The organism is Burkholderia sp. Bp9142 (assembly GCF_003853415.1).
Classification (GTDB): domain Bacteria; phylum Pseudomonadota; class Gammaproteobacteria; order Burkholderiales; family Burkholderiaceae; genus Burkholderia.
On sequence record NZ_QTPP01000002.1, the window covers coordinates 118,913 to 139,731 of the forward strand.

The 20,819-nt window shown below is 67.3% G+C and carries 18 protein-coding genes; 9 read left to right on the forward strand and 9 right to left on the reverse strand.

Annotated features, from left to right (window positions below):
- Positions 1-56 precede the first annotated feature (56 nt).
- The gene (locus tag DIE22_RS03275) at positions 57-332 is read left to right on the forward strand and encodes a hypothetical protein (RefSeq protein WP_124497821.1); all 276 of its coding nucleotides are present in this window, start codon (positions 57-59) and stop codon (positions 330-332) included.
- 49 nt (positions 333-381) lie between these two features.
- On the opposite strand, the gene DIE22_RS38040 is transcribed toward DIE22_RS03275, so the two are convergent.
- Positions 382-522, reverse strand: a complete 141-nt coding sequence (locus DIE22_RS38040) for a hypothetical protein (protein ID WP_185640538.1) — start codon at positions 520-522, stop codon at positions 382-384.
- A 614-nt stretch (positions 523-1,136) separates the two neighbouring features.
- Between DIE22_RS38040 and DIE22_RS03280 the strand changes: the two genes are divergently transcribed.
- The 5 genes from DIE22_RS03280 to DIE22_RS03300 all read left to right on the forward strand — a co-directional run bounded on the left by DIE22_RS03280 (position 1,137) and on the right by DIE22_RS03300 (position 7,439).
- On the forward strand, positions 1,137-2,471 hold the full coding sequence (locus DIE22_RS03280; RefSeq protein ID WP_124604516.1) for an FAD-binding oxidoreductase: 1,335 nt from the start codon (positions 1,137-1,139) through the stop codon (positions 2,469-2,471).
- A gap of 90 nt (positions 2,472-2,561) precedes the next feature.
- Positions 2,562-3,656: a TrkA family potassium uptake protein gene (locus DIE22_RS03285; RefSeq protein WP_124604517.1), complete on the forward strand. Its 1,095-nt coding sequence runs from the start codon at positions 2,562-2,564 to the stop codon at positions 3,654-3,656.
- Between the two features lie 145 nt (positions 3,657-3,801).
- Positions 3,802-5,280, forward strand: a complete 1,479-nt coding sequence (locus tag DIE22_RS03290) for a sensor domain-containing diguanylate cyclase (RefSeq protein WP_124604518.1) — start codon at positions 3,802-3,804, stop codon at positions 5,278-5,280.
- Positions 5,281-5,565: 285 nt separating this feature from the next.
- A complete protein-coding gene (locus DIE22_RS03295) occupies positions 5,566-6,993 on the forward strand; it encodes an MFS transporter (protein WP_124604519.1) in 1,428 nt (475 codons plus the stop codon).
- A gap of 113 nt (positions 6,994-7,106) precedes the next feature.
- Positions 7,107-7,439: a cupin domain-containing protein gene (locus tag DIE22_RS03300; protein ID WP_124497816.1), complete on the forward strand. Its 333-nt coding sequence runs from the start codon at positions 7,107-7,109 to the stop codon at positions 7,437-7,439.
- Between the two features lie 13 nt (positions 7,440-7,452).
- Here DIE22_RS03300 and DIE22_RS03305 read toward each other — a convergent pair whose 3' ends face one another.
- The 3 genes from DIE22_RS03305 to DIE22_RS03315 form a co-directional block, all read right to left on the reverse strand.
- Entirely contained in the window at positions 7,453-8,430 is a 978-nt protein-coding gene (locus DIE22_RS03305) for a helix-turn-helix domain-containing GNAT family N-acetyltransferase (RefSeq protein WP_124604520.1), read from the reverse strand.
- Between the two features lie 139 nt (positions 8,431-8,569).
- Positions 8,570-9,328: an SDR family oxidoreductase gene (locus DIE22_RS03310; RefSeq protein ID WP_124497814.1), complete on the reverse strand. Its 759-nt coding sequence runs from the start codon at positions 9,326-9,328 to the stop codon at positions 8,570-8,572.
- 116 nt (positions 9,329-9,444) lie between these two features.
- Positions 9,445-10,389 carry a LysR family transcriptional regulator gene (locus DIE22_RS03315; protein WP_124497813.1) on the reverse strand — a complete coding sequence of 315 codons (945 nt, stop codon included), beginning with the start codon at positions 10,387-10,389 and terminating at the stop codon, positions 9,445-9,447.
- A 173-nt stretch (positions 10,390-10,562) separates the two neighbouring features.
- Between DIE22_RS03315 and DIE22_RS03320 the strand changes: the two genes are divergently transcribed.
- Positions 10,563-11,777 (forward strand): NAD(P)/FAD-dependent oxidoreductase, encoded by a 1,215-nt coding sequence (locus DIE22_RS03320; protein ID WP_124497812.1) that lies wholly within the window; start codon positions 10,563-10,565, stop codon positions 11,775-11,777.
- Positions 11,778-11,890: 113 nt separating this feature from the next.
- On the opposite strand, the gene DIE22_RS03325 is transcribed toward DIE22_RS03320, so the two are convergent.
- Together DIE22_RS03325 and DIE22_RS03330 are read right to left on the reverse strand one after the other, a co-directional pair.
- On the reverse strand, positions 11,891-13,291 hold the full coding sequence (locus tag DIE22_RS03325; protein WP_124604521.1) for an LLM class flavin-dependent oxidoreductase: 1,401 nt from the start codon (positions 13,289-13,291) through the stop codon (positions 11,891-11,893).
- Entirely contained in the window at positions 13,288-14,553 is a 1,266-nt protein-coding gene (locus DIE22_RS03330) for an acyl-CoA dehydrogenase family protein (protein ID WP_124497810.1), read from the reverse strand. The genes DIE22_RS03325 and DIE22_RS03330 overlap by 4 nt, the downstream gene beginning before the upstream one ends.
- A 294-nt stretch (positions 14,554-14,847) precedes the next feature.
- On the opposite strand from DIE22_RS03330, the gene DIE22_RS03335 reads away from it, so the two are divergent.
- A complete protein-coding gene (locus tag DIE22_RS03335; protein ID WP_124604522.1) occupies positions 14,848-16,086 on the forward strand; it encodes an SfnB family sulfur acquisition oxidoreductase in 1,239 nt (412 codons plus the stop codon).
- 103 nt (positions 16,087-16,189) lie between these two features.
- On the opposite strand, the gene DIE22_RS03340 is transcribed toward DIE22_RS03335, so the two are convergent.
- Both DIE22_RS03340 and DIE22_RS03345 read right to left on the reverse strand, forming a co-directional pair.
- Positions 16,190-17,125: an esterase family protein gene (locus DIE22_RS03340; protein ID WP_124497808.1), complete on the reverse strand. Its 936-nt coding sequence runs from the start codon at positions 17,123-17,125 to the stop codon at positions 16,190-16,192.
- A gap of 61 nt (positions 17,126-17,186) precedes the next feature.
- Positions 17,187-18,290, reverse strand: a complete 1,104-nt coding sequence (locus DIE22_RS03345) for an OpgC domain-containing protein (RefSeq protein WP_124604523.1) — start codon at positions 18,288-18,290, stop codon at positions 17,187-17,189.
- A 379-nt stretch (positions 18,291-18,669) separates the two neighbouring features.
- Between DIE22_RS03345 and DIE22_RS03355 the strand changes: the two genes are divergently transcribed.
- Positions 18,670-19,824: a porin gene (locus tag DIE22_RS03355; RefSeq protein WP_124497806.1), complete on the forward strand. Its 1,155-nt coding sequence runs from the start codon at positions 18,670-18,672 to the stop codon at positions 19,822-19,824.
- A gap of 47 nt (positions 19,825-19,871) precedes the next feature.
- On the opposite strand, the gene DIE22_RS03360 is transcribed toward DIE22_RS03355, so the two are convergent.
- Positions 19,872-20,783: a LysR family transcriptional regulator gene (locus tag DIE22_RS03360; RefSeq protein ID WP_124604524.1), complete on the reverse strand. Its 912-nt coding sequence runs from the start codon at positions 20,781-20,783 to the stop codon at positions 19,872-19,874.
- Positions 20,784-20,819 lie beyond the last annotated feature (36 nt).

Sequence of the window (20,819 nt, forward strand, 5' to 3'; positions counted from 1 at the left end):
ACATAGTGAGGTATCGTTCGGCGATCGATTGACGGCAACGTAACTGGAGACTGCGAATGACCACCTTGTCCATGCAGACCGCCGTTCACGGTAAGACTGTCCAGGTCATGTTGTCGCTGGAGCGTCGTACCGTCAGGATTGACATCGTCGACGACGAAGCGGGCAGCCATCCGCCGCGTACGATGAGCATCGAACAGTATGTCAACGCCGGTATGGCGGACGACGAAATTGCCCGGCATGTGCTCGAAGTCGTCGCGATGTCGCTCGAACAGCTTGCGCGGCTTCGGCCGTACGACCGCGCGACAGGCGCACGCATGCGCTATTCACACTGATGCCGGTCGCGCCGGGATCGCTCGGCCACGTCTCGTGGCTATCGCGCCTTCAGTATTCGTCCGCAAGCCGATAAGCGGTGACCGCACGCCTGGATGCGTCGTCGGCGATCGTCGACACGTGGCGGCCGGCGTGTCGCGACAGCAACCGCTGCAGCGCGGCCGCGGCGGCAGCCGTTCTTGTGATGCTCACATCCCGGGACAACCGCATCATTTCTTCCCCTTCGATCAGGTATCAATCGGCGAAGCGACGCAAGGTCGTCGATTACATGGCGAGCAACGTATTTCTCTGTTTTAAGAAGTACTAACAGAGAGAGCGGCGCGAATGTTCGCTGCGGATACGGAATCCGTCAAAGAGAATAAATCGGGTCCAGGAAAGCGAGCGATGTCGGCATGCGCGACGTGACGATCGACGTGCGGCGCGCTCCATCGCCACCATTCATCCACTACCGCCAAATTCAATCGACTTACGCCGGCATATACGTGAACGGCTCGCCGTCTTCCCGCTCGACGGACAGCCGCCGCTTGAGTTGATCGAGCGCGAAGATCGTTTCTACTGCAGCGGCACTGTGTGGTTATACAGTCCACCGCGAGTCCACCGCGCGATAACATAGCGCCGTCAAGGCGAAAAATGGGGACGGCCGACGGGCCGCGATGACCGGCGGGCGGGCCGCTGCCGGCGGGCCGGACCGTTCATCGACCTTCCCGCACGTTCGCCAGCCACATCCGGAACCTGACAGCATGATCCGGTGCCGCCATCGCAAACGTCGATGAATGCGCCGGATGGATCGACGCCAACAGAGAACAATGACGACCACCTATCCGCTGCATGACGCATTGACGCACGCCGACACGGCGTTTCCGGCCGAAGCCGACATCGTGATCGCCGGCGCCGGCATCATGGGCTGCGCGGCCGCGTACTACCTCGGCCTGCGCGGCCTGAAGGCCGTCGTGCTCGACAAGTCGCGCATCGCCGGCCAGCAATCGACGCGCGCATGGGGCTTCGTGCGGCAGCAGGGCCGCGAATCCGCCGAAGTGCCGCTGATGATGGCCGGCATGCGGATCTGGGAGGGGCTCGAGCAGGCGCTCGGCTTCGACCTCGAATGGCGGCAGGGCGGTTGCCTCTACATGGCGGACAACGAAGACGACTGGGCGTCGTTCCAGGCGTGGCTTGCCGTCGCGCACGAACACGGGCTCGACACGCGCACGCTGACGCGTACGGAGATCGACGCGCGCGTGACCGGCCTGTCGGCGCAAGCGCGCACGCTCGGCGGGTTGTACACGGCGACCGACGGGCAGGCCGAACCGCGCCGCGTGGCCGCCGCGTTCGCGGCGCGCGCGACCGAAGCCGGCGCGCGTTTCTTCGAAGGCTGCGGCGTGACGGCGATCGAGACGGCCGGCGGCGCGGTCGTCGGCGTCGTGACCGAGCGCGGCACGATCCGCACGCGGCGCGTGATCTGCGCGGCCGGCGCGACCAGCTTCCGGCTGCTCGACGGTGTCGGCATCCGGCTGCCGCAGCAGGCCGTGCGCGGCACCTGCATGCGCACCAACGTGCTGCCCGACGTGTCCGCGTCGACGATCTGGGGGCACGGCCTCGGCATTCGGCAACGCCGGAACGGCGCGATCAATCTCGCCGACGACATGCAGGTCGACGTCGACCTGACGCTTGGCCATCTGCGCGGCTTGAGCCTGTTCTGGCCGGAATTCTGGTCGCAGCGCGAGAAGTTCCGGCTGCATCTGAATGCGGCGGCGTGGCGGGAGGCCTGCGCGCGCATCGGCGGCGCAACCGGGCCGATCGAGCCGCGCGATCCGCAGCCGCAACCCAATCGCGCGCATGCGCCGCGCGCGCTCGCGAAGCTGAAGGCGATCTTCCCCGCGCTGAAGGACGCGCAGGTCGTCGAGGCGTGGGCCGGCCTGATCGACGTGCTGCCGGACGGGATTCCGGTGATCGACGCGCCCGGCACCCCGGCCGGGCTCGCGATCGCGACCGGCTTCTGCGGGCACGGCTTCGCGATGGGGCCGATCGTCGGGCGGCTGCTGGCCGAATGGGTCGACACGGGCGAGCCGTCGCTCGACCTGTCGGCGTTCCGTGCACGGCGTTTCGCCGACGGAACGATGGTCCGGCCGCGCAGCATGCTGTAGCGGACGGCCGGTTGCGGAGGGCTGGTAGCGGACGGGCCCGCGTGTTCCCGTCGTAGAATCGAGCCCGCATCCTTCAGGAGATTTCCCCCGTTGGCAACGCCTTCCGACAAGCGCCGCTCGTTGCGCTCACGCCTGCGTCGCGCCCGCAACCCGTGGCAGGCGCCGCGTGCACGCACGCTGTTCACGCGCCCCGCGACGTCGCCGCGGCGCACGCTGCTGTTCCGTCTCGGCGCGGTCGTGGTGCTGTGCGTGCTCGCGTTTCTCGTGCTGTATCTCGATCGCGACGGCCTGCGCGATTCGACCAAGAGCACGCCGATGAACGTCGCCGATCTCGTGTACTTCACGATGGTCACGGTCGCGACGGTCGGCTATGGCGACATCGTGCCGGTCACGGCGCGAGCGCGCCTGATCGATGCGTTCTTCATCGTGCCGATCCGCATCGGCATCTGGTTCATCTTCCTGGGCACGGCGTATCAGTTCGTGATCCAGCGCGTCATCGAGGAATTCCGCATGAAACGCCTGCAGAAGCAGCTGTCCGATCACATCGTCGTTTGCGGCTACGGCCTGTCGGGGTCGATCGCCGTGCGCGAACTGCTCGAGAGCGGCGTCGATCCGTCGACGATCATCGTGATCGATGCGCAGCAGCAGGCGCTCGAAGCCGCGGCGTCGCTCGGCGTGACCGGGCTGCTCGGCGATCCCGCGCACGAGGATCTGTTGCAGCAGGCGCAGGTGCGCGCGGCGAAGGCCGTGATCATCTCGGTGACCGACGATCCGACCGCGATCCTGCTGACGCTGTCGGTGCGCAGCATCGCGCCCGAGACGAAGATCGTCGTGCGGATCCAGGAGAACCTGTATCAGCGGCAACTGCGGCAGGCGGGCGCGGACGTGATCGTGTCGTCGACGAAGATCGGCGCGCTGCTGCTCGCGGATGCGGTGCACAGCCGCTACATCGTGCCGTTCGTGAACGACATGCTGTCGACGCGCGGGCGGGCGACGCTGCTGGAGCGCGAGGCGTTGCCGCACGAGATCGGCTGCATGACGAACGTCGTGCCGGGCGCGATCGTCGTCGGGCTCGATCGCTGCGGGAAGATTCAATCGTTCTACGAGGATCCGCCGTGCCGGATCGAGGCGGGCGATACGCTGGTCGTGATTCAGTCGGCGCGGATTCCGGATCCGGATGCGTGAGGATCGGGTGTGACATGACCCGGCATCGAGACGCCCATGTCGCGCCATGACCGATACCTCGGCCGCCAGTTATGGCACCATCCGTTTTTAGTATGAAGTAATCGCGGCGTGCGCCTGCGCACAAGCTGGGTCATCGAGGAGACACATGCAATCCAGGTCGGCGGCTCCCCACACCATCGTCGTGATCGGCATCGTGATCGCCTGCGCGCTAATGGGCCTGTGCGTGCTGCAGTTGTTCCAGAGCCGCAACGACGCGCGCGAGCGGGCGAGCGAAACCTCGCGCAATCTCGGCCTGATCGCCGAGCGCGACATCGAACGCAACTTCGAACTCTACGACCTGTCGCTGCAGGCGGTCATTGAAGGCCTCAAACGTCCCGACGTGATGAATGCGCCCGCGAGCTTGCGGCGCGCCGTGCTGTTCGATAACGCGATGACAGCTCAATTTCTCGGCTCGATGCTGGTACTCGATGCCGCCGGCAACGTCGTCCTGGATTCGGCCAACGACGTGCCGCGCCGCGGCAATTTCGCCGATCGCAAGTACTTCACCGTCCACCGCGACAATCCGGATGCAGGGCTCTATCTCAGCGACCCGTACCCGTCGCGCCTGCGCGGGGGCTCGCTCAGCATCGGGCTCACGCGGCGGATCTCGAACCCGGACGGCTCGTTTGCCGGCGTCGTGCTCATTGCGGTCAACCTCGAGTATTTCCATCAGCTGTTTGCCGGCCTGTCGCTCGGGCAGCACGGCTCGATCTCGCTGATCGGCAACGACGGCATCATGGTGATGCGTCAGCCGTACGACGTCCACACCATCGGTCGCGACATCAGCCAGGCCGCGACCTTCAAGCGGTTTCAGACCGTGCGGGAAGGCGTGTTCTCGGAGACCTCGTCGCTCGACGGAGTGCGCCGTCTCTACTATTTCAGGCACTTGCCGAAGCTGCCGCTGGTCATCATGGTCGCCGAGGCGGAGCAGGACATCTACGCAGCGTGGCGGCACCGGGCCGTGACGATCGGCGCGCTGGTGGCGACGTTCGGCGCCGCGTTCATCGCGGTGTCCATCATGCTCGGCACGCAGCTCCGGCGCCGGATGCGCGCCGAGTCGGAACTCGTGCTGCTCGCACGCACCGACGGTCTCACCGGCCTGAACAATCGCCGCAGCTTCGGGGAAGTGCTGGATCGCGAATGGCGTCGTGCACGGCGAGCGCGATCGGTTTTCTCGTTGTTGTTCGTCGATGTCGACCGCTTCAAGGCCTATAACGACACCTACGGCCACCAGGCGGGAGACGACGCGCTGGCGGCGGTTGCGCGCTGCATCGGCGACAACATCCGCCGGCCGGTCGATACCGCGGCCCGCTACGGCGGGGAGGAATTCGTCGTGCTGCTCCCCGATACGCCCGAGACGGGCGCCGCCCAGATCGCCGAGCGAATTCGCGCGGCGATCGATGAGCTGGCGCTCGAGCACGCCGGCAGCGAGCATGGGCACGTCACCGCCAGTATCGGCCTCGCGAGCTGGACGCCCGAGCACGACGAGGAGGCCGGCAGCGTGATCAAGGCCGCCGACGAGGCGCTCTACTACGCGAAGGCGACCGGCCGGAACAAGGTCTCCGCCTTTCAGCCACCGGTGTGACGCGTCGCTGCATGGCAGCGTCGTGGCAGCCGGCGGGCACGTATCACAACCCGTGGGCGAGGTGGGCGGATACCTGAATGACAGATGCGTTACCGACGCGGTAACGAGGGAATCCGCGTTTCCACATGCGTGCTGCCGCCAGGCGAATGCGGCCGCAAACTTTATGACGCACACCGAATAATTTATCGATTTATATCGGTTGGGATAACCGCATCGCAAGAACAGAATCGTCGCTTCCTGAACCAGAAGGCTCGCGCCGGATCTCCGGCCAAACAAGGGAATGCGATGAGTTCGATCGATCTGAACGCTGTCACGCCGGTTTCCGCGCCCATCCGCTCCGCGAGCGACGTGGCGCGCCTGATCAATACGACGGACAGCTCCGTCAGCCATGCACGGATGATCGTGCTGCTCGCGCTCGGCGGCGTGTTTCTCGATGCGTACGACCTGACGACGCTGTCGTACGGCATCGACGACGTCGCGCGCGAATTCGGCCTGACACCCGAGCTGACCGGGCTGGTCGGCTCGGCGATCATGATCGGCACGATCTTCGGCAGCCTGATCGGCGGATGGCTGACCGACAGGATCGGCCGCTATCAGGTGTTCATGGCCGACATGCTGTTCTTCGTGATCGCGGCGATCGCGGCCGGGCTCGCGCCGAACGTCTGGGTGCTGATCGGCGCGCGCTTCGTGATGGGGCTCGGGGTCGGCATCGACCTGCCCGTCGCGATGGCGTTTCTCGCCGAGTTCTCGAAGTTCAGCGGCCGCGGCAACAAGGCGTCGCGGCTCGCCGCGTGGTGCCCGATGTGGTACGTGGCGTCGTCGGTCTGTTTCCTGCTGATCTTCGGCATGTATTTCCTGCTGCCGGCCGGGCATGCGGGCTGGCTGTGGCGCGCGTCGCTGATCTTCGGCGCGGTGCCCGCGCTCGTCATCATCCTGGTCCGGAATCGCTTCATGAACGAATCGCCGTTGTGGGCCGCGAACCAGGGCGACCTGGCCAATGCCGCGCGCATTCTGCGCGAATCGTACGGTATTCACGCACACGAAGCGGAAGACGCGCCGCGCGAGCCGAGCCCGCCGCCCGTGCGGATTCGCGTGCTGTTCCAGCGGCCGTATCTCGGCCGCACGATCGTCGCCAGCGTGATGAACCTGTGCATTCCGTTCGAATACACGGCGATCGCGTTCTTCCTGCCGTCGATCCTGTCGCAGTTTCTCGGCGCGGGCGTGTTCGAGACGATCGCGGCGTCGCTCGCGCTGAACGTGCTGTTCGCGTTGACGGGCGGCTTGCTGGGCATGCGCCTGGCGTATCGCTATCCGTCGCGTCATGTCGCGATCGCGGGTTTCGCGCTGCAGTTCGTCGCCCTCGTCGCGCTCGCCCTGGCGGGGCATCCGCATGGCGCACTCGCGGTCGGCCTCGTGCTGCTGATGCTCGGCACCTGGCTGTTCGCCGAGGGCTTCGGGCCGGGTGCGCAGATGATGATCTATCCCACGCTGTCCTATCCGGCGGCGATCCGCGGCACCGGCGTCGGCTTCGGGCGCTCGCTGTGCGGAATCGGCCAGGCGCTCGCGCTGTTCGTGCTGCCGATCCTGCAGGCTCGTCTCGGCACGGACATGTTCTGGGTCGTCGCGGTCAGCGCGGCCACGCCGATCGTGTTCCTGTTGATCGTGCGCCATGAACCGACGGCGCGCGATATCGACGACGAGGCGGCCGCCTGAGTGCCGGTCTTGCCGGGACCCGCAAACAAGTTCGCCGCAACGACGGCTGCCGCGCTACAGTGAACGTCAACCGCCGACGAACGACGAGCGACGGGCTACGCGAGGGGCGCATCATGCAACTTCAAACCGGCAATCTGTTCAACACTGACGCCGTGCGCGGCGACGACGAACGGATCGACATACTCGTCGCGGGGCCGAGCCTGAACGTCGAGCGCATCGTGTCGATGGGGCACACGAGTCCGGACGGGTTCTGGTACGACGATCCGCGTGCCGAATGGGTCGTGCTGCTGTCAGGCGCGGCCGTACTCGAGTTCGAGGCGGACGCGACGCTGCAAGACATGCGCCCCGGCGACTACGTGCTGATCGAGCCGCATTGCCGGCATCGCGTCGCATGGACGCATCCGGAAGAGCAGTCGGTCTGGCTCGCGATCTATCACGATCGATGAAGCGTGCGGCGGCTTACTGGCTTGGCCGGCACCGGCTGAAGCGCTGCTCGACGACGCGGGTTCCCCATTGCGCGCCTTCCGATTCGCTGGTCAGCGTGAAGCCGAACGATTCATACAAGTGACGTGCCGAATCCAGGCCCTTGAAGGTCCACAGGTAGGTCTCGCCGAACTGCTGCTCGTCGACGAAATGCATGGCGCGCGTCATCAGTTGCCGCCCGATACCGGCGCCGCGCAATCCGTCGTCGACGATGAACCAGCGCAAATGTGCGATGCCCGTGGCCGGATTCCCGTCTATCGCGACAGAGGCGAGCGCGCGGCCGTTTTCTGCGTAGAGCCACAGAGCCTTGCCTTGGGCTGGCAGTGTGCCGGCAAATTCCGCGAGCTCGGTCGCCACCTTTTTCTCGAAGAAAGCGCCAAACCCCCAGTGTTCCGCATAGAACCGCGCGTGAAGGCTTGCTATGTCGCCGATACAGCCGGGCTGGTAGCCGTCGACAATCCGCGCGGCGTCCGGTTTCGGCGGGGGGGCCCCGGCAACGTTGTCTTGCGCGAGCGCATCGCTGTAAAGCGCGAGGGAGCGGACGAGGGTTTGCTGGTCCGCCGGCACCATCCGGCGTAGCGCATTCGACACCTGACGTGTCGCAAACTGGTCGATCCTGTCGCGAAGTGCTTGCCCGTCGGCAGTCAGGTACAACTCGGTCGCACGCGCATCGTCGGGCGAGATGCGGCGCGTCACGAAGCCGGCCGTCTCGAGCCGGGAAAGCTGCCGGCTCGTATTCGATTTGTCCAGGCGCAGAATGCTGCCCAGATCCTTTGCACTGATGCCGGGCGCCATGCCTATTTCGAGAACGGCATGAACGGCAGATGGCGCCAGATCGCTATCGGCCAATGTCGCGCGCATGAAACCCAGTTCGCGAACCAGCTTGCGGGAAAAGTCGCGCAGCTCGAGGATCGTCGCCTCGCGAGGCTTTGCCGGAATATCGATGAGGTCCATGACCGATCCAATGGAAAGTTGCGCGTCGCAAGTCATATTAGTTGCGACTCGCAACTTGTCAAGGACGATTTCGTCGGCGTGCCGGGCCGCGTGACCGATATCGCCGGCCCGCGCGCTGCAAAAGGCGCGGCGACTCGACCTATCCGCGCCCCACGAACGGCATCGTGGTCGCCATGATCGTCATGTTCAGGATGTTGGTATCCAGCGGAAGATTCGCCATCTGAACGACGGCGTTCGCGACATGCGCGACGTCCATCCGCGCTTCGGGCGCCGTGCGTCCGTCGGCTTGCAGAACGCCTTCCGTCATCCGGTCGGTGAGCGACGTCGCCGCGTTGCCGATGTCGATCTGGCTGCACGCGATGTTGTACGCACGGCCGTCGAGCGCGAGCGACTTGGTGATGCCGGCCACCGCATGCTTGGTGGCCGTGTATGCGATCGTGTTCGGGCGCGGCGTATGGGCGGAGATCGAGCCGTTGTTGATGATCCGGCCGCCCTGCGGCGTTTGCGCTTTCATCAGGCGCCACGCTGCCCGCGCGCACAGAAAGACGCCCGTCAGGTTCGTCGCGACGACGTCGTTCCACACGTCGAACGCGTATTCGTCGAGCGGAACCGCCGGCGCATTGCGGCCGGCGTTGTTGAAGAGGACGTCCAGCCGGCCGAACTGCCGCGCGATCCGCGCGAACGCGTGTTCGACCGAGGCTTCGTCGGCGACGTCGGCCGGAAACGCGTGTGCGTCGCCGTGGGCGGCGACGATCGCGTCTTTCGTTTCACGCAGCGATGCTTCCTTGCGTCCGATCAGCGCGACGGCAAATCCGGCGTTCGCGAGTGCGATGGCCGCGGCACGACCGATGCCGGAGCCGGCGCCCGTCACGGCGGCGACTTTCTTCGAGGCAGACATGGCTTGATTCCCTGCGGGTTGGGGTGAGGAAAGCGGCGGCGGGGGCGCGAGATCGTCGCCGAGCGCCGGTTGACGCGACATCGTAACGCGCGCCACGGGCTTCGCGGCGCGCGCCGCTATTTCCTGCGCGCAGGCGCGGCCTTCCGTCCACGTGTCCCGGCTTCCGCGAACAGGTTGACCACGACCTCCCGCAGCCACCGGTTGCCTTCGTCCTGGTTCACGCGCGCATGCCACAGCATGTGAATCGGCGCGCCCGGCAGGGTGACCGGCAACGCCCGCCAGCCCAGCGCAAACGGTGCGGCGAGCTGAAGCGCGAGGTGTTCCGGCACGGTCGCGATCAGGTCGGTGCGCTGCAGGATATAGCCGACGCTCATGAAATGCGGCACCGTCAGCCGCACGCGGCGCTTCACGCGGCGCCGCTTCAGCCATTCGTCCACCTGACCGTGACCGGTGCCGGCCGACACCACGACCAGATGCTCGGCGTCCCGCCACGCGTCGATCGTCAGCGGCGCGTCTTCGAGCGGATGGCCGCGCCGGAACAGGCACACGTACCGCTGATCGAACAGCCGGCGCTGATAGAACCCGCCCTGCAGTTGCGGCAGCAGCCCGATCGCGAGATCGACGCGGCCGTCGGCCATCTCGTCGCCGAGGTTGACGCTCGTGTTGCGCACGGTGTTGAGCGCGATGCCCGGCGCCGCGCGCGAAAGATGTTCGAGCAACGCGGGCAGGAACACGACTTCGCCGATGTCGGTCATCCCGATCGTCATCGTGCGCGACGCGCGCAGCGGATCGAAACCGGTCTCGGGATTGAGCGCGGCATGCAGCGTCGACAGCGCCTGCGCAACCGGTTCGGCCAGGCGCAACGCGAACGGCGTCGGGACCACGCCGCCCGGCCCGCGCACGAACAGCGGATCGCCGAGCCGGCGGCGCAGCTTCGCGAGCGCGTTGCTGACGCCCGGCTGGCTCATGTTCATCTGCCCGGCGACGGTCGACACGCGCCGCTCCTGCATCAGCCGCTGGAACAGCAACAGCAGGTTGAGGTCGATTTCGCTCAGTTCCATGGTTCGGTGATCATTCCGTTCAGTGATGAAGCAGATTCCCTCCATTTTATTGTGGGATGAGGGTGCGCTGCTGACAATACCGGTACGGCGCCTGCCTTCGGCGGGCGCGCCGGGCAGGCCACGCGCGCCGCGGCCTCGACCACTCACTATCTGAATATCGGAGCACGTTCATCATGCAGACGAATCTGAGGATCGCGATCGTCGGTGCCGGCATCGGCGGCCTGACGCTGGCGCTCGCATTGCGCGAGCAGGGCATCGACGCGCAACTGTACGAGCAGACCGACGTGCTGCGCGAGGTGGGGGCGGCCGTCGCGCTGTCGGCCAACGCGACGCGCTTCTACGAACGGATGGGATTACGTCCGGCTTTCGACGCGGTGTGCGCGGAGATTCCGGGTCTCGTCTATCGCGACGGGCGCAGCGGCGCGGTGATCGGCCATCATCGCGGCGAGCCCGATTATCGCCGGCAGTTCGGCGGCTCGTACTGGGGCGTGCATCGCGCGGACCTGCAGGCGATCCTGTCGAAGGCGGTCGGTGCCGGGCAGATTCATCTCGGCCACCGGTTGGTCGATCTCGCGCAGCATCCGGATCGCGTCACGCTGACCTTCGAGAACGGCGAGCGCGTCGACGCCGATCTCGTGATCGGCGCGGACGGCGCGCGTTCGATCACGCGGCGCTGGATGCTCGGCTACGACGACGTGCTGTATTCGGGGTGCTCGGGCTTTCGCGGCGTGGTGCCGGCCGAACGGACGGACCTGCTGCCCGATCCCGAGACCATTCAGTTCTGGGTCGGCCCGCACGGCCATCTGCTGCACTATCCGATCGGCGACAACGGCGACCAGAACTTCCTGCTGGTCGAGCGCCATCCGTCGCCCTGGCCGTCGCGCGACTGGGTCATGCCGGCTGAAGAAGGCGAGCAGTTGCGACTGTTCAAGAACTGGCATCCGGCGGTGGTGCAGATGATCACGGCGGTGCCGATCAGCCAGCGCTGGGGGCTGTTCCACCGGCCGCCGCTCGGCCGCTGGAGCCGCGGGCGCGTGACGCTGATCGGCGACGCCGCGCACGCGCTGGTGCCGCATCACGGGCAGGGCGCGAATCAGTCGATCGAGGATGCGATGGTGCTGGCCGCGCAACTGGCGAAGGCCGGGCCCGGCAACTGGCGCGAAGCGCAGGAGGCGTACGAGCGGCTGCGGCGCGGCCGCACGCGCAAGGTGCAGTACGCGTCGATCTCCGCGGCCGACGTGCTGCATTTGCCCGACGGGCCGGCTGCGCAGGCGCGCGATGCGCGGCTCCGCGAGCGCGACAGCGTGCTGCATCACCTGGACTGGATTCACGATTTCGATGCGCTTGCCGACGAGCCGAACGAGCGGCAGGGCGGGACGTGGCTTTGAGCGGCAAGATGCAGTGCGATCAGCGGTAGCGTGCCGGGCAACCGGTGCGGCAGTCGCGCGGCGGTTCGTCGGGAATGCCGGCCGTCCCCCGCGCGGGCCAGCCGGGATGGCCATCACGCGTAGTCGGCGACCTGTTCCGTAGTGCGCTTGACCTGCTCGATGTCGCGGAACCGTGCGGCCGGATGCGCGTCCGGCAGCCGTGCCGAGCCGCCGAACAGCTTCTCGCGCAGCGTGCCGGGCGCATATCCGGTCGGATAGACGCCGCGCCGCTGCAACTCCGGCACGAGGTAGCGCACGATGTCCTCGAAGGTTTCGTGTGCAACGGCATACGCGAGGTTGAAGCCGTCGACATCGGTCGCGGCGACCCATTCCTGCAGGATGTCCGCGACGGTCTGCGCCGAGCCGACGAACACGGGCCCCATCCCGCCGATGCCGCCCCAGGCAGCCAGTTCCTCGATCGTCCACGCGGTATCGCCGCCGGCCAGATGCTCGACGGCCGACACGATTGCATTCGTCTCGACGCGCCTGACGGGATCGGTCGGCGCGTACTGGCCGAAATCGATGCCGGTCCAGCCGGACATGAACACCAGCGAGCCGTCATACGATACGTAGCGGCGGTATTCGTCGAACTTCGCCTGCGCCTTCTCGTCGGTCTCGTCGACGATCACCGTGACGAGGTTGTAGATCAGCACGTCGTGCGGATCGCGGCCGGCGGCCGCCGCCTGCGTGCGCACGTCGGCGACATAGCGTGCGAGCTGCGGGCGGGTCGGCGCGGCGACGAACACGCATTCGGCGTGCTGCGCGGCGAACGCCTTGCCGGGGCCGGACGCGCCGGCCTGGAACAGCACCGGCGTGCGCTGCGGCGACGGCTCGCACAGGTGATAGCCGGGCACGTCGAAGAAGCGCCCCTTGTGGCCGATCTCGTGCACCTTCTCCGGATGCGTGAACACGCGGCCGTCGCGATCGCGCACGACCGCGCCATCTTCCCAGCTGCCCTCGAACAGCTTGTACAGCACCTCGACGTATTCGGCCGCGACCGCGTAGCGGTCGTCGTGCGTGCGCAGCCCGTTGTCGCCGACATTCTTCGCGCCGCTTTCCAGGTACGACGTGACGATGTTCCACGCGAGCCGGCCTTTCGTGTGATGGTCGGCGGTCGACAGCCGGCGCGCGAACGTGTACGGATGCTCGAACGTCGTCGACGCGGTGATGCCGATGCCGAGATGCTCGGTCGCCATCGCGATCGGCGCGGCGAGCTGCAGCGGATCGTTGACGGGGATCTGCGCGGCCTGGTGCAGCGCGTGGTAGTTGCTGCCCTGGTAGACGTCGTAATAGCCGATCACGTCCGCGATGAAGATCGCGTCGAAGATCCCGCGTTCGAGCACGCGCGCGAGATCGGTCCAGTAGTCGAGATCCTTGTATTGCCACGAACGGTCGCGCGGATGCGCCCACAGGCCGGGCGACTGATGGCCGACGCAGTTCATCTCGAACGCGTTGAAGCGGATGGTCTTGCTCATCGTGCGGCTCCCGTTGCCGTGCCGGCGTCAGCACTTGCACCGTTGCCGACGCGCCAGACGAACGGCGGCGTGCGACCGTTGATGACCCAGTCGCCGACGATCCGCGCCTTGTAGACGAGCGGATTGTGCGACGACACCGTGCGCGCGTTGCGCCAGTGACGGTCGAGCGCCGTCGTGCTGCGCGTCGCGGACGCGCCGAGCGCGTCGAACAGGCGCGTGGCCGCGCGCAGCACGAGTTCCGACACGACGAGCTGGCTCTGCGCGGATTCGATTTCGGCCGCGACGTTCGCGGCATGTTCGGCTTCGTCGTCGCCGCCGAAGCGCGCGACGTATGCATGCTGCAGCGGCTGCGCGGCACGCAGCGCGAGCGCATCCGCGGCATAGGCCCACGATGCGATTTCGCCGATCACCTGCTGGAGTTGCGCATCGTCGCCGGCGCGCGCCGCGTTGCCGTGGCTGTACACGCGCGTGCGGTTGCGCACGAGCTCGCCGGCGTCGCGCACGATCGCATGGCCGATGCCGGCCAGCGTGGCGACGTGGAACAGCTGGTAGAACGCGGTCTGGTATTTGAAGCGGCGCGCGAAGTCGATCACGTTGCCGGCGTCGACCGCCGCATTCTCGAAGCGCGTGGTGCCGCTGCCGGTCGTTCTCTGGCCGAAGCCGTCCCAGTCGTCTTCGAGTATCACGCCGGGCTGCGCGGTGGCGATCGCGACGATCACGTCGCTGCCGTCCTGTTCGCGCTGCGCGAATACGTCGATCCAGTCCGCGAACAGGCTGCCCGTGCTGTAGAACTTCCGGCCGTTCAGCACGAGCTGGCCGTTCCGTTCCGCTACCCTGGTAATCGTCTGGCCGAGCGGGACGTCGCCGGCTTCCGACCATGCATTGCCGACGAGCTGGCCGCTCGCGAAGCGGTCGAACCACGTCGTGCGCTGCGGCCCGGCAGGTACGTTCAGCCAGTCTTCGACGAACGCGAAATGGCCGCGCAGCGCCTGCGGCAGATTGGAATCGGCGTCGGCAAGCTCGGTCAGCAGCCGGAACAGCTGCGGCAGCGATGCGCCGGCGCCGCCGTCGCGCACCGGCAGCCGTACCGCGCCGAACCCGGCGGCTTTCAGCCAGCCGATCGCTTCGTGCGGCAGTTCGCGGCGGCGTTCGCGCTCGGCGGTGCCGGCCGCGATCCGGTCGAAGAGGGGGCGAAACCGGCTGGCGAGCGCGTCGTAGTCGGTGCCGGTGGAAAGATCGGTATCTGCGTGCGACGAAGTCATGCGGTGTTCCTCGAAAGGCGGGGCCGTTTGCACCGGGAGGCCAGTATAGGAAGCGCGGCGCGCGCGTTCCAATAACGGATTCGCAGATCGTTATCGTCGCTGCGCATTACGCGGATCAACGACGGGCGGCTTCGACGCCCGGGCATCGATTGCGACGCCGAAGCGCGGAATCGAGCGCCGGGCGATGCCATGTCGTTTGTTGTCCGAAGGAATATCGTTACGAGAATCGCTCGGTTGGCCGGCCTGCGGCGCGCTGCTAGATTGAATGCTTTCGTCAATCGACAGGAGAGCCCGATGTCAGATACGCGCGCGACGATTCAGGAGCGACCGGCCGACGCGACACCGCAGGTGGCCCGCGTGATCGCCGACGACGCGCAGGCGATCGCGGTTGCGCATGCGCTCGCGCAGCGGCTCGCGCAAGGGGCGGCCGAGCGCGATCGCGAGCGCCGGCTGCCGCGCGACGAGATCGAATGGTTCTCGCAGTCGGGGCTGTGGGCGATCACGGTGCCGAAGGCCTACGGCGGCGCGGGCGTATCGCACGTGACGCTCACCGAGGTGATCAAGATCGTCGCGGCGGCCGATGGGTCGCTCGGGCAGTTGCCGCAGAACCATTTCGGGCTGGTCGACGTGATCGCCCTGATCGGCACCGACGCGCAGAAGCGCCATTTCTTCGCGGAAATCCTGAGTGGCAAGCGCTTCGGCAACGGCTTCTCGGAGAAGGGCACGAAGCACGTGCTCGACCTGAAGACGCGCGTGCGGCGGGACGGCAACGACTATGTCGTCGACGGCACCAAGTTCTATTCGACCGGTGCGCTGTTCGCGCACTACGTGCCGGTGCTCGGCCTCGACGATGCACGGCAGGCGTGGCTCGCCTACATCCCGCAGCCGACGCCGGGGCTGACCGTGATCGACGACTGGTCGGGCTTCGGGCAGCGCACGACCGCGAGCGGCACGGTGGTGCTCGACGGCGTGCGCGTGCCGGCTTCACATGTGCTGCCCGCGCAACGCGTGTCGGACGAGCCGACGCTCAACGGCCCGCTGTCGCAGATCATCCAGGCGGCGATCGATGCCGGCATCGCGAAGGCCGCGATCGCCGATACGGAGGCGTTCGTGCGCACCCGCACGCGGCCGTGGGTCGACAGCGGCGTCGAGCGGGCGGCCGACGATCCGTTGATCGTCCGCGAGATCGGCCGTCTGCATATCCAGCTGCATGCGGCCGAGGCGCTGCTCGAACGCGCGGCGCGCACGCTCGACGAGATCGGCGCGCGCGGCACGGTGACCGACGACGATGTCGCCCGCGCGTCGGTCGCGGTCGGCGAGGCGAAGGTGCTGACGACGGAGATCGCGCTGCTCGCGGGCGAGAAGCTGTTCGAGCTGGCCGGCACGCAGTCGACACTCGCCGAGCACAATCTCGACCGGCACTGGCGCAATGCGCGCACGCATACGCTGCACGATCCGGTGCGGTGGAAGTATCACCTCGTCGGCAACTACTACCTGAACGGGGTGCGGCCGGCGCGCCATGCGTGGAACTGAGGCGCGGGCGCCGATGCGCGCAGTGTGCCGGAGTCCGCGGCGCAGCGGGGAATGAAGCGTCAGGCAGCCGGTGAGCGGTTGCCTGACGCGTAATGCGGCCTCGTTACTTCACGCATTCCAGCGCATATTTCAACCCCTGCCCGAGCAGCCCGCGCCACACTTCCCACGTATGCCCGCCGTCGACGATGCGCAGCTCGGCCGGGTTCTGCGCGCGGCGCAGGTGCGTATACAGCACGCTCGACTCGGCCTGGATCGTCAGGTCGTCGTCGCCGGTCGCGATGAACATCGGCACGCGCCAGTTGCGCGCGAAATAGCCGCGCATCAGTGCCGGGTAGTTGAACTCGTGCCACACGCGCGGATCGAACTGCCGGTCGCCGAACACGCCGACATAGCGCGCGGCCGAATTGAGCGGCGGCTCGTTCGCGTAGATCGCGGGGCTCAGCAGCATCGCGCCGCAGAACAGGCCCGGCTCGAGCAGCGAGAAACGCAGCGCGCCGAAGCCGCCCATCGATACGCCGCCGATCGCGCGGCCCGCGCGCTGGTTCGACACCGCGAAGTGCGCCTCGACTTCCGGCAGCAGGTCGTTCAGGAACGCGCTCTGCATCTTCTCCTTGCGGTCGACGTACCAGTCGGTGCCGCCTTGCGGCATCACGATCACGACGGGCGGGATCTCGTGGCGCTCGATCAGCGTGTCGGTCGTGGCCTGCAGCCGGCCCTGCGTGATCCAGTCGTTCGCGTTGCCGGCATTGCCGTGCAGCAGGTACAGCACCGGATAGCGCGCGCCTTCCGGGTTGTAGCCGGGCGGCAGGTAGACCGTGTATGACCAGTCGCGCTTCAGCGACGCCGACCGGAACGCGCGCAGCACGACGCTGCTGCCCGGATTGACCGGCGGCTCCTGGGCGGCCGGCGCGGCCGTTGCGGGCGGGACGGTCGCGGCCGCGGGCGCCGGCGAAGCCGCGGGCCCGCCCGGCGTGGCGTGGGCGGTGGCCAGGGAGCCGGCGAGCAGGGCGACGGCGAACGGAAGGGCGAGTCGGCGCATGGCGAATCGTTTCAGGAAAGGCGCCCGCTATCGTAGCAGCGGCGCATGACGGCGCGGCACGTCATCGCCGCGCACGGAACGGGAACGGCAGCCGCGACATCAGCGGCGCGTGGAGCTTCGCGACGAGATACAGCAGCGCCATCGCGACGACGTCGGCGGTCAGGCCGAGCGGCACGTTCAGATAGCCTTCGGTCGCCTGGTAGAGCAGCGAGTCGACCGCGAGCGAGATGCCGGTGCCGGCGACGAAGCACAGCAGCCCCTGGCGGCCGATCGTGCCGATCCATGGCATCGCGTGCGCGACCTTCTTCATCCACCCGAGGTGCACGAGCTTGGCCGCGAGCCACGCGATCGCGAGGAAGTTCGCAAGCCGCAGCGCGCCGAGGTTCTGCTTGATCGACGGATCCGTCGGGAACGGCTCGATACGCAGCCGGTAATACGCGCCGGCGGCGACGATCGCGAGCGACACGGCCGTCAGCAGCCAGCCCTGCGGCTTCGGCGCGAGTGTCTGGTAGACCGGCTGGCAGCGTGCGATCACGCCGAGCACGAACAGGAACTGCCACGCGAACGGGTTGAAATCCCAAGGCGCGCCTTCGACGGTCGGCAGGAAGCGCGCGACATGCGGCGCCGCGTACCAGAGCGAGCCGCTGAACGCGAGCATCAGCCACGGCTGCGTGCGCGCGAGCGGCAGCGCGAGCGGGACGAGCAGCGCGAAGAACGCATACATCGGCAGCACCGACGCGAGATACGGCTGGCGGCGGAACAGCAGGATGTCGCGCAGCGCGGCGAGCGGCCGGTGAAGCAGGCCGTCGAGATCGTTGGTCGGCATGTTCGGGCCGTCGATCGAGAATGCGTTCAGCGCGGCGGTGATCAACAGCATCAGGCCGGCCGTCACGAGGAAGGCCCGGTAGATCTCGAAGGCGCGGCGGATGAAACGCTGACGCGCGGCGGCCTCGTCGTGGCGCTCGGCGAGCGAGTTGTATGCGATCGCGGTCGCGAAGCCGCCGAGGAACACGAACACCTCGGCCGCGTCGCACAGCGCGTACGCATGCAGCGTCACGCGCGACAGGATGCTGCCGCCGATGTGGTCGATGACGATCACGAGCAGCACGAGGCCGCGGAAGAAGTCGAGCTCGGCGTAGCGGCCGGCCCGGGCTGCGGCGGTCATCGGGCCGCCTCCCGGCGCGCGCCGCGTGCGCGGCCGGCACCTGCCGCGCATGAATCGGGGTGAAGCATGACTTCGTGAAGAAATGACGAACGGATGCGCATTGTGCCACCGATGCGACGCCGCCCGGGTTTACGCGGATGGCGGGCCCGTCAGCCGTTGCCGGCAAGCCTGCTCACGCAGTCGGCCGACCGGGCAGTTGGACGAGCGCAACGCTTTGTGCGCCGCGCCCACGCCCCGATGGACGGGCGGTTTGCGACGTGACACCATTTTGTCCTCGCGGCCGCACACCGCGCAGTCCGCCCTGCGGGCCATCCTATAAAACAGACCAAACGACCGCCGGGCGCAAGGCCTGCCCGGCACCCGGCTCCGGAGATCCGTCATGAGGAAGCATGTCATTTTTGCCGCCGCGCTGGCAGCCTTCGCCGCGCCGGCCTTCGCGCAGGACAGCGTGACGCTGTACGGCCTGATCGACGAGGGTTTCAACTACACGAACAACGTGAACGTGAATGGGGTCGGAAAAGCGAATTACCAGCTCGCGAGCGGCTATGCACAGGGCAGCCGCTGGGGCCTGAAGGGCAGTGAGGACCTGGGCGGCGGGCTGAAGGCGATCTTCACGCTGGAAAGCGGCTTCGACGTGAACAACGGCCGGCTCAACCAGGGCGGCCGGATGTTCGGCCGCCAGGCGTTCGTCGGGCTGAGCGCGTCGCGATTCGGCACGCTGACCTTCGGCCGCCAGTACGATTCCGTCGTCGACTATCTCGCGCCGCTGACCGCGAACGGCAACTGGGGCGGCACGCTGTTCTCGCATCCGTTCGACAACGACAACACGGACAACTCGTTCCGCGTCAACAACACGGTCAAGTACGCGAGCCCCGACTGGAACGGGCTGTCGTTCGGCGGCACCTACAGCTTCAGCAACAGCACGGGCTTCTCGACCAACCGCCAGTACAGCATCGGTGCGCAGTATTCGCTCGCCGGGCTGCAGGTCGCGGCGGCCTATCTGCAGGCGAACAGCCCGGGCGTCGGCAGCGCGGGCGCGATCGCGGCCGACGACGCGAATTTCGTCGCCGATCGCCTGCGCATCTTCGGCGGCGGCGTCAACTATACGTTCGGCCCGGCGACGGTCGGCTTCGTGTATACGAAGACGGACGTGAAGAACCCGGTGTCGACCGTCTACCTGCCGGCGTCCACGTTCTCGGGCCTCGGGCTGACCGCGACCAAATTCCAGAACTTCGAGATCAACGGCAAGTACCAGCTCACACCCGATTTCTATCTCGGCGCGCAGTACGTGTACACCGACGGCAAGTTCGACGCCGCGGCCGGTTCGTTCAAGCCGAAATACCACACCGTCGGGCTGATGGCCGACTACAGCCTGTCCAAGCGCACCGACGTCTACCTGCAGGGCGCATGGCAGAAGGCTGCCGGCGACAAGACCGGCACCGCGGCTGACGGCGGCTACGTGGTCGGGACGGACGGCCCGTCGTCGTCGTCGAACCAGTTCGCGGTGCGCGCCGCGATCCGGCACAAGTTCTGAGTGCGCGATACCGGGCCGGGGCCTGATCGCCCCGGTGCCGGTTGCCGTCATTCCGCCCGGTGCGTGTCGCCAAGCGTTGCCGCGAGCCAGTCGACGAAGATCCGCACGCGCGGCGCCAGATGCCGGCTGTTCGGAAACACGACCGACACCGGCAGCGGCGCGGCATGCCACTCGTGCAGCACCTCGACCAGCGAGCCGTCCTCGAGCAGCGGCGCGAGTCCTTCGCGCGGCGCCTGGATCAACCCGAGGCCCGCGAGACAGCACGCGAGATACGCCTGCGAGCTGTTCACCGCGACGATGCTGCGCATCTTCACGGTCTGCAGCGCGCCCGAATCCATGTCCGCATATTCCCAGTCCAGTTCACGGCCCGTGCGGCTCGAGAAATAGCCGACCGCGACGTGGTCGGGCAGGTCGTCCGGCGAGCGCGGCGTGCCGTGCCGAGCGAGATACGCGGGCGACGCGCAGTTGATCTGCGCCAGCTCGCCGACGCGACGCGCGACCAGCGACGTGTCGGCGAGCACGCCGACCCGCACCGCGCAGTCGATGCAGTCGGCGACGAGATCCACAAAGCGGTCGGTCGTGCCGAGCACGACGCGCAGGTCGGGATAGCGCGCATGGAAATCCGGCAGCGCCGGAATCACGTGGTTCAGCGCGAAGCGCTCCGGCAGGTCGACGCGGATCAGGCCGCGCGGCGACGCACCGGTGTCGTCGAACAGCGTCTCGGCGTCGTCCAGATCGGCCAGCAGACGCGTGCAGCGCTCGTAGTAGGTCGAACCTTCGGCGGTCAGGGCGACTCGCCGCGTGGTCCGCTGCAACAGGCGAACCTTGAGGTGTTTCTCCAGATACTGGACGGCATTGCTGACGGTCGGGCGCGGCAATTGCAATTGTTCGGCCGCTTTCGTGAAGCTGCCGAGATGGGCGACGCGCGCAAAGATGCGCATTGCATGCAGGTGGTCCATGCGGGGCGGTGGCGGGGGCGGATGGGAACAGGCTCC

Coding starts and splice junctions, on each gene's coding strand:
- DIE22_RS03275 (WP_124497821.1), top strand. CDS start 57: ATGACCACCTTGTCCATGCAGACCGCCGTTCACGGTAAGACTGTCCAG.
- DIE22_RS03280 (WP_124604516.1), top strand. CDS start 1,137: ATGACGACCACCTATCCGCTGCATGACGCATTGACGCACGCCGACACG.
- DIE22_RS03290 (WP_124604518.1), top strand. CDS start 3,802: ATGCAATCCAGGTCGGCGGCTCCCCACACCATCGTCGTGATCGGCATC.
- DIE22_RS03295 (WP_124604519.1), top strand. CDS start 5,566: ATGAGTTCGATCGATCTGAACGCTGTCACGCCGGTTTCCGCGCCCATC.
- DIE22_RS03300 (WP_124497816.1), top strand. CDS start 7,107: ATGCAACTTCAAACCGGCAATCTGTTCAACACTGACGCCGTGCGCGGC.
- DIE22_RS03305 (WP_124604520.1), bottom strand. CDS start 8,430: ATGGACCTCATCGATATTCCGGCAAAGCCTCGCGAGGCGACGATCCTC.
- DIE22_RS03310 (WP_124497814.1), bottom strand. CDS start 9,328: ATGTCTGCCTCGAAGAAAGTCGCCGCCGTGACGGGCGCCGGCTCCGGC.
- DIE22_RS03315 (WP_124497813.1), bottom strand. CDS start 10,389: ATGGAACTGAGCGAAATCGACCTCAACCTGCTGTTGCTGTTCCAGCGG.
- DIE22_RS03320 (WP_124497812.1), top strand. CDS start 10,563: ATGCAGACGAATCTGAGGATCGCGATCGTCGGTGCCGGCATCGGCGGC.
- DIE22_RS03325 (WP_124604521.1), bottom strand. CDS start 13,291: ATGAGCAAGACCATCCGCTTCAACGCGTTCGAGATGAACTGCGTCGGC.
- DIE22_RS03330 (WP_124497810.1), bottom strand. CDS start 14,553: ATGACTTCGTCGCACGCAGATACCGATCTTTCCACCGGCACCGACTAC.
- DIE22_RS03335 (WP_124604522.1), top strand. CDS start 14,848: ATGTCAGATACGCGCGCGACGATTCAGGAGCGACCGGCCGACGCGACA.
- DIE22_RS03340 (WP_124497808.1), bottom strand. CDS start 17,125: ATGCGCCGACTCGCCCTTCCGTTCGCCGTCGCCCTGCTCGCCGGCTCC.
- DIE22_RS03345 (WP_124604523.1), bottom strand. CDS start 18,290: ATGACCGCCGCAGCCCGGGCCGGCCGCTACGCCGAGCTCGACTTCTTC.
- DIE22_RS03355 (WP_124497806.1), top strand. CDS start 18,670: ATGAGGAAGCATGTCATTTTTGCCGCCGCGCTGGCAGCCTTCGCCGCG.
- DIE22_RS03360 (WP_124604524.1), bottom strand. CDS start 20,783: ATGGACCACCTGCATGCAATGCGCATCTTTGCGCGCGTCGCCCATCTC.